This is a genomic window from Kocuria sp. CPCC 205263, from assembly GCF_040981075.1.
Classification (GTDB): Bacteria; Actinomycetota; Actinomycetes; order Actinomycetales; family Micrococcaceae; genus Kocuria; species Kocuria rosea.
Genome location: NZ_JAVKPV010000010.1, coordinates 111,916 through 120,090, shown reverse-complemented (window position 1 = coordinate 120,090; position 8,175 = coordinate 111,916). Strand labels below are relative to the sequence as shown.

Genomic DNA, 8,175 nt, shown 5'->3' with positions numbered 1-8,175 from the left:
CCACCGAGCCCACTCCGCCCTCGGAGGCCGGCCACCGGTCACCCGACTGACCAACCTCCCTGGACATCACACCTAGGCAGCCCCACGCGCCCGTGGGCACTGGTCACCAGACGCGAGACATTCGACGCGTTGCGCAGGAGACGCTCGAAGGTCATGGCCCGCATCCACCGTGCCTCGGGGATGCCGGCGGTCGTGTCCGGGTGACCCAACTGCTCAGCTAGGGCCCGCCGGCTGCGGCCGGTCAGCATCGGATCCGTAGCCCGGAACCGCGCGCATCCCGCATGGGCGGAGGCGGCAACAGCTCCCGAGCCACCGCCGGTAGCCAGTGATCCCATGGACAACTCCTCAATACGTGAAACGCGGTGTTCGGCTCAGAAGGTCAGGGTCGGCAAGGTCTTGACGATGGCCATGGTCTCCACGGACAGGGTCACGATGCGCCCCACGAGGTCCCGGATGTAGGTGGGATCGTGGTGCTCGAGCGACCAGTCATTGGGGTCATTGGTGATCCCCGACTTTGGGTCGGTCTTCACCTGGTACCGGTCGATTAGCCACTCCACCCCGGATCGACTCCCCAGCATGTACTGATGAACTTCCTTTGGGAACCCGGTAAGCGTGAGCCAGGAGTTGTAGACCAGGGCGGTCTTAGACTGCCGGTCCTTCCACTTCATCTTGGTGACTCGGTTCAGCTCATAAGGATCCGAGGGTGCTACCGCGGCAACCTCCTCACCCAGCGGGTAAGGCTCCAGCTCCTCATAGTGAAGATGAAGGTCCGCAAGCTCTTGACCAGCGGCAACGAACGCCCGATAGTCCTCCGACGACTCGACCAAAGGAATCCGCGGCAACATCTTGGTGAGGTCTGATGCGAACTCCGTCCGATAGTTTGGGGAATGCAACAAGCCGTAGACGTGGTAGAAAACATCGTCCTTCGTCACCTCGTCCCCATGCTTGGCCCGGTGCTTGGCGAGAATCTCGTCAGTGATGTTGTCAATCCGGCGATATCCAAACTCGTTTATGTCGGAGGCGGCCTCGGCGGGAAGGTCAAACTGGCCTTCTGAAGGAGCCTGCACTTTTTCGTAAGTCCAGCGAGGAAAGAATTGCCCGCCGCTGCCCGCCCCCGTTACATGTAAATCGGGGAGCCCATCGATCATGATGGCCGAGAATGGGACAGCAGACCCTACTCCTACGTTGTAAAATCCAACGTTTCTGTGGTTTGGAGTGGGAAATAGCCCGTCAAGTTGGTAGACCATATCGTTCATGGTTCGGTCGAAGTAGACGTACTGGCGGGTGAAGGGGCGGTATGTCCCCCTATAAACCCGCTCGGAGTTGAAATGATGGTTTTTGTTGCGCGATAGATCATTCCGCAGACCTCGGTTCCAGCTGATATGGGAGGAATCGTTGTCTATTTGGTCGACGTCGATAGATCCGCTAGTGACGAGGTCGACCTGGTCGTTGTAGGTATCGATCATGCGACGCATGTTTGCCTCGACTGCAGCGCCGGAGTAGTTGTAACACCACGCGTCACGTGCAGTCGCAAGCCCCCGGCTGTACGTCTGAAAGACAGTGATGGATCCGGTCTTGTTCTTTTTGTCTCCAATGGCGGGATAGGCCATGAAACCGTTGTTGCGTTGATTGGTCCAGTCGCCGGCCTCGTTGGGCTCGATGGCCTGCCACTCAATGTTCTTAAGGGTGGCATGGTCGATGATTTTTAGCTTTTCCTCGCGGGTGAGATAATCCCCGATGTCGTGGTAGCAGATACGGCAGGGGCCAGTGTGGTCGGGATTCTTTACAGCAATCAGAATGGCAATGGTGGTGCGTCCGCCCTGGCCAAATATATTGTCCTTTTCTTTTCGCCTTTGCTCGCCGGATGTTCGGGCATTTCCCCGCAAATTGAAGACGTAGAGGCTCGAAAACTCTTTGGCCAGTGACAGCCGGAGCCCGTCGGCCGTGTTGCCACTGATCCAGCCGCCGTTGGAGACGTATGTGAGGACTCCGGAGTCCCCGATGCGATCGGTGGCCCACCGGATGGCGCGGATGTAGGAGTCGTAGAGGCTGTTCTTGTTCGTCCCCGTGGACTGAGCGACGTAGGTGCGCTCGATCGCTGCGTCCAGGGCCGGGTACTTGATGTTGGCGTTGTTGTCATTGGCGCTGGCCTGGCCGACCGAATAAGGCGGGTTGCCGACCACCACGGTGATCGGGGCATCCAGCTGCGCCACGGCACGGTCGTTGTTGCCAGTGAAAATCTTGGTGTCGAGGGTGTCCCCGTGTTCGGTCATCTGGAAGGTGTCGGTGAGCACAATGCCCTCGAAGGGGGCGTAGTCGCCGCCGACGATGCCGTGATAGGTCGCTTCGATGTTGACCGCGGCGATGTAGTAGGCCAGCAACATGATCTCGTTGGCGTGCAGCTCGTGGGCGTACTTCCGCGCCAAGTCGTGCTGGGTGATGATTCCGGACTCCAGCAAACGGACGATAAACGTGCCGGTGCCGGTGAAAGGGTCCAGCACATGCACTTGTTCATCGGTGAGACCGCGCCCGAACTCCTGCTTCAGCACGTCGTCGGCGGCGCGGAGGATGAAGTCCACGACTTCGGTCGGGGTGTAGACGATGCCGAGGGATTCCGCTTGGCGGGCGAAGGCCAGCTTGAAGAACCGCTCGTAGAGGTCCTGGATGACCTTCTGCTTTTCCTCGGGCTTCTCCACCTCAGAGGCCCGCAGACGCACCGAGTGGTAGAAACCGTCCAGGTCGCCCATCTCGGCTTTGAGTCCCCGACTATCCAGAGTAGCCAGCACCGTGTTCATGGCCTGGGCGACGGGGTTGTGCTCGGCGAACTCGTAGTCCTTGAACAGGGCATTGAAGACCGGGGCGGTCAGCAGGTGCTGGGAGAGCATGCTGATGGCGTCGTCGTCGCTAATCGAGTCGTTGAGGTTGTTCCGGAGGGCTTGGACGAAGGTGTCCCACTCCTGGCGGGTGGACTCGTCGGCGGCGTCGATCATGCGGCGCAGACGGAAGCGCTGGGTCTCGGCGATGTCGGCGATGTTCTTGGCCCAGTCCTCCCAGTACTCGCGGTTGCCGACGTTCTCGACGATCTTGGCGAGGATCGAGTCCTTGTACTGGAGGTTGAAAAGCGCCAGTTGCTCGGCATCGAGCTTCGGCTTGTCGACCCTCTCGTCGTCGTTCCCGTCTGGGTTGCCGTCGTCGATGATGATCTTGCCCTCGGGGTCATGGCCGGAGCGCAGCGACTCGACGATGGCGTCCATCCGCTCGTCGTGAGAGCGCAGAGCGTTGAGCACTTCCCAGACCACCTTGAAGGCGTTGGTCTTCATCGCCTCATCCGGTGTCGTCCCCGGAGGAATGGCCACCGGGAGAATCACGTAGCCGAAGTCCTTGAGCGACTCACCCGTTGTCGGGTCGTCGTTGCGGCGCATCACCCGGCCCACCGACTGGATGACGTCCACGACAGAGCCGCGCGGGGCGAGGAAGAGCACCGCGTCCAGGCTCGGCACGTCGACGCCCTCGGAGAGACAGCGGGCGTTGGTGAGGATCCGGCACTCGTTCTCCGCAACAGGGGACTTCAGCCAGTCCAGCTCGCTGTTGCGCGCCATCGCGTCCATGGTGCCGTCCACGTGGCGGACGGCGCAGGTCAAATGATTGGTGCCGGCCGCGCCTTCGATCCGTTCGACAATCTGGGCGAAGGTCCGCTCCAGGGCCTTGGAGGACTTGATGTCCCGGGCGAAGGCCACCGCGCGGTGCATCGGGGGAGCACCTTCCGGGAAGCTGCCTTCGGCGGTGCGCTTAGCGAGCCCGTTCCAGCACCCGATGATCTTGGCGGCGTCGTCGAGCTTGACGCCCTCCGCGTCTGTCTCGAGGGCCGGGAGGGCCAGCCGCTCCTCGTCCACGTGCAGGATCATGACCTTGTAGTCGGTCAACAGCTGCTGGTCGACCGCCTGCCCGAAGCCCAAGCGGTGGAACTCCGGGCCGTAGAGGTCCTCGTTGCTCATGTCGGCGACGACTACCGAGTTCTCGTCGGCCTTCTTTTTGGCCTTGTCCGAGAAGATCCGGGGGGTGGCCGTCATGTACAGCCGCTTGGCGGCGGCGACGTGCTCGTCCTGGTGCACCCGGACAAAGTTCGACTCCTTCTCACCTTGAAGGGTTGCGCCGGTGGTGCGGTGCGCCTCGTCGCAGATGATGAGGTTAAAGTCCTCCAGCCCTTGTTCCTGGGCTCGGGTGATCACCGGCAGGGACTGGTAGGTGGAGAACACCACCGTCACCTCGGCATTGGCCGACGCCGAACCCTCCATCTGCTTGACCAGCAGCGCAGGATCCGTCGTCGCCGGCCGCAGGAGGTCCATCGAGGTGATGTCCTCAGTCGTGTCCCCGATCCGCGAGGCCGTGTAGTCCGAGCAGACCGCGAAGGCGTCCATCACCTTCATGCCCTGGGCGGTCCACTCCCGCAGGGACTGGGACAGCAGGGCGATGGAGGGCACCATGAACAGCACCCGGAAGGGACTGTTGTGGACGGCCAGGTGTTCCTCCGCCAGCTCTTCCGTCAGTCGCAATGAGGTGAAGGTCTTGCCGGTGCCGCAGGCCATGATGAGCTTGCCCCGGTTGTCGGACTGGAACCCGCGCTTGACGTCGTCGATGGCCTTGCGCTGATGGGGCCGGGGGGCGAACTTGGCCCCCAGCTCCAGGTCGATGCTGATCTCCCCGTCCGGGTAGGCAAGGTCCCAGTCGACGTTGGAGTTGCTCAGTTCCGTGGTGCCAATGCGGGTGATCGGCTTGCCGAAGTGCTTCAGCGACTCCTCGGCCTGAGGGCCATATGCCGCCCCCGTGGACACGATCATGGCCGAGCCGAACTCGCTGGACGCCGCCGCTGCCAGGAACGAGTCGATGTCACCCTTGGAGACTCGGCGAGTCGAGTCGTAGAACTTGCATTGAATGGCCACCAGCGACCCGTCCTCAGCTCGCTGGGCCACCAGGTCGATCCCGGAGTCCTTGCGGTTGCCGCGGCCGGGCCAGTCCGACCAGAGCCAGACGTCGGTGAACTCCCGGGCGTAGTAGCCGTCCAGCCGGAAGAACTTGGCCATCAGCTGCTCGAACCGGAAGCCCTTGTGTCGTTCGTTCGTGGCCTCCTCACGGTAGGTCGTGAGGATCTCCGGCAGCGTGGCAGTCATATTGGCCCCTTTACATGTATTTGCACCTGCACTGAGCGTACCGGTCAGTAAAGAGCCATGTCAGGAGGCGACACACGAGAAGGGGGGCCTGTCTCGGCTTTGCCATGGGATAGTGAAATTCCTCCTGACCCCGTGAAGCAGAATGCGAACTAGCTGTAAGAGGGCATGACGTTATTGACTCGGGCCGGGGCGCGTGAGGCCGGGGGCTGATCGCCACAGGCGGTATGAGGCCGATGGTAGTTGTAGTGGTTCACCCAGGTCCCGATCGCGTCCCGGCGTGCCTGCTCACTGGCGTAGGGGCGGGTGTAGAGGACCTCGTCAGCCAGCAGCCGGTTGAACCGCTCGACCTTCCCGTTGTGCTTGGGCGTGTACGGGCGGATCCGCTGGTGCCGGGCCGCCAGCGAGAGCACGGTGCGCCGGAAGGCCTTGGCGCGGTAGTTCGCGCCGTTGTCGGTGACCACCCGGTGCAGCCGGTGGATGCCGTGGGCGGCGAAGAACACCCGGGCCCGGCACAGGAACCCAATCGTCGTCGCGGCGGTCTCGTCGGCGAGAGCTTCGGTGTAGGCCAACCGGGAGAAGCCGTCCACGGCCGAGTGCAGGTAGGTGTAGCCGACCCTCGCCCCGGGCCCGCGCTTGGACTGCTTCGCGGCCGTAGTGCCGCGGCCGTGGACCCGCCAGCCGCCGCCGTCGGGGATGCGCCCGACCTTCTTCACATCGAGGTGCACCATGTGCCCGGGCCAGGCGGCGCGGATCCGCCGCGGTGGGTGCCGCAGGTTCTCCCCGTCGCAGGCGAGATCGCGCAGCCGGGAGATCCCCAGTCGAGCCAGCCACCGGCCGACGGTGCGCAGACTGATCGTGATCGCGCGGTCGACCAGGTGACGGTGGATGCGCCTGGCTGACCACTTGCGGCCCCGGCGGAGGCGCTCAATGAGCTCCACGACCGTCGCCGGGGTGCGGGTGCTGCTGCGCCGCGGGGTCGAGGGCCGGTCGGTGAGCCCGGCTTCACCGGACTCGAGGTAGCGGGCCACCCAGGTCGCCACCGTGGGCCGACTGACGCGGAACTCGGCGGCCACGTGGGCCTTCGGGATCCCGTCCTCGAGGTGGCGCAACACCATGCGCAGCCGGCCGGTCGGGGTCAGGGGTGCATTAACGTGGGTCATGAACGGGCTCTCTCGCGCGGACGGACGGTGTAGGAACTTCCATCCTGTGGCGAGGAGCCCGTTCCTCATCTCATCGACGCACCCGCGACAAGAACCTCATGACCCACAACACCTAGCGGGATATGTGGTCGGGGGCCAAAGGGGCTACCAGCGTTGTCCAGGCCGGACGCGGGGCGTCCCGGCGGCACCGTGCCGGGGAACGGACCGTAAGCACGTCACCGGCTACTCACCGCGAGGAATAAGCCAAGGTGACGGCGTCCGTGCTCGAGCCCTGCCCCGAGGCGTTTCCATGGCGATGCCGCGGCCGCCGGCACGAGCCCCCGATATCCCGGGTCACCCCGGGCAGGCCCGAGGGCGTGTTCGGGTGGGGGAGTGGGGTCCTACTGAGCGGCGTAGTAGGCGTCCTTGACGGACTGGTGGATCCGGCCGCGGTCCGAGACCTCGTAGCCGTTCTCCTTCGCCCAGGCCCGGATCTTCGCCGTCTCCGAGTTCCCGCCCGTGGAGGAACGGGGCCCGGTGGTTCGGACGGACTTGGACTGGGCCCGCCGGCCGGCGGCGGCGTAGGGGCGCAGGGCCTCCCGCAGCTTCTCCGCGTTCGCGGTGGAGAGGTCGATCTCGTACTGCCGGCCGTCCAGTCCGAACTGGACGGTCTCCTCGGCAGGACCACCCTCGAGGTCGTCCTCCAAAATGATCTGCACGCTCTGGGCCATCACAACACCTTTCCCTTGATCTCGTTCTGTCTTCCGCCAGAATACGCTCACTGTTTGGAACGCCAGCGTCGGTTCACTTTCCCATAAGGCATTGGGGTAAGTCGAAGTGCCACCGATTGGAATGAGCGCTTTCACGCACCGACTCACCCTACCGACAAAGGTCCATAATTATTTAATTGCCTTCGGAAGCAGCGGGCGCGCCCACATGGACATCACTTACAGATATACCGGTGGCCCGACGCATGCGTCGGGCCACCGGTATAGACGGACACGCCGGACAGTGAGCGTTCCCTGCTGTTGGAAACGAGCGGCGGCCTCGGTAGGAATTGAAAGTTCGATCGAGTTTGAAATCGCCATAGACAAGTCGACCTTGCCGAGTCATCCCGCTGGTTGTCACCGCTTCCCGGCGGCTTGTTCCTCCCAAAGGCGCAGTAGGCGTGGATTGGAGACCCGGGAGCGGTTCCTGTAGCGCTTGTTCTTGCCGGCGAGTATCTCGGAGGCGAGCTGGTGGAGTTCCAGGGCGGAGCTGCCACGCCAGTTCAGCTTCAGGGCTCCGGCTAGCAGTTCGTCCGCGGTGAAGGCATGGCCATGCTGTCGGAGTTGCTGCAGTCCGTCTAGCACGAGGTCGAAGTCGCTGGGGTGCCCCAGTCCCGTGCTGCTGTTAATGCTGCCGGTGAAGGCCTCCAGGGCCTCCCAGACGACGGGTTCGCGGACAGTGGGGTTGGCCGGAGGGATAACGTCTCCACCCAGGTGTTCCGGATGGTAAGCGTCCACCCAGGGCTGGAGCCATTCGTTATTGGTGGAGATCGCCACGATGGCGGAGGCGCCACGGAGATCCTCGGCCGCGGCCAAGGACTCCATGTTGGGGCAGTACACAATCAACGGCCCTCTGGGGCTTTGATTGCTACTGGTGTGGCGGTCAGCGCTGATGCGCACGCCGCGCTTCTCCAGCTCCTGGAGCGGGGGGACGTCCCGGATGTAACCGCGCTGCGGAACCCGCAATCCAATGGATTCCCAAGCTGGGGTCTCACTTTGGTTAAAGGCCCACTTCAGGGCCGGGAGAACCGCATCCTCGGGCCGGACGGGTAAAGCGACGTACGCCCGTGGGGCGTCACGCTGAGGCTCGAACATCACCAT

At 63.4% G+C, this 8,175-nt stretch carries 4 protein-coding genes; all 4 read right to left on the bottom strand.

Going from position 1 to position 8,175, the window contains the following annotated elements:
* Nucleotides 1-371: 371 nt before the first annotated feature.
* Nucleotides 372-5,168 carry a DEAD/DEAH box helicase gene (locus RF647_RS15300; protein ID WP_368812469.1) on the bottom strand — a complete coding sequence of 1,599 codons (4,797 nt, stop codon included), beginning with the start codon at nt 5,166-5,168 and terminating at the stop codon, nt 372-374.
* Nucleotides 5,169-5,317: 149 nt separating this feature from the next.
* The gene (locus RF647_RS15295) at nt 5,318-6,328 is read right to left on the bottom strand and encodes an IS481 family transposase (protein WP_368812468.1); all 1,011 of its coding nucleotides are present in this window, start codon (nt 6,326-6,328) and stop codon (nt 5,318-5,320) included.
* 380 nt (nt 6,329-6,708) lie between these two features.
* On the bottom strand, nt 6,709-7,038 hold the full coding sequence (locus RF647_RS15290) for an Lsr2 family protein (protein WP_368812467.1): 330 nt from the start codon (nt 7,036-7,038) through the stop codon (nt 6,709-6,711).
* Nucleotides 7,039-7,431: 393 nt separating this feature from the next.
* The gene (locus tag RF647_RS15285; protein ID WP_368812466.1) at nt 7,432-8,175 is read right to left on the bottom strand and encodes a hypothetical protein; all 744 of its coding nucleotides are present in this window, start codon (nt 8,173-8,175) and stop codon (nt 7,432-7,434) included.

Coding starts and splice junctions, on each gene's coding strand:
- RF647_RS15300 (WP_368812469.1), bottom strand. CDS start 5,168: ATGACTGCCACGCTGCCGGAGATCCTCACGACCTACCGTGAGGAGGCC.
- RF647_RS15295 (WP_368812468.1), bottom strand. CDS start 6,328: ATGACCCACGTTAATGCACCCCTGACCCCGACCGGCCGGCTGCGCATG.
- RF647_RS15290 (WP_368812467.1), bottom strand. CDS start 7,038: ATGGCCCAGAGCGTGCAGATCATTTTGGAGGACGACCTCGAGGGTGGT.
- RF647_RS15285 (WP_368812466.1), bottom strand. CDS start 8,175: ATGGTGATGTTCGAGCCTCAGCGTGACGCCCCACGGGCGTACGTCGCT.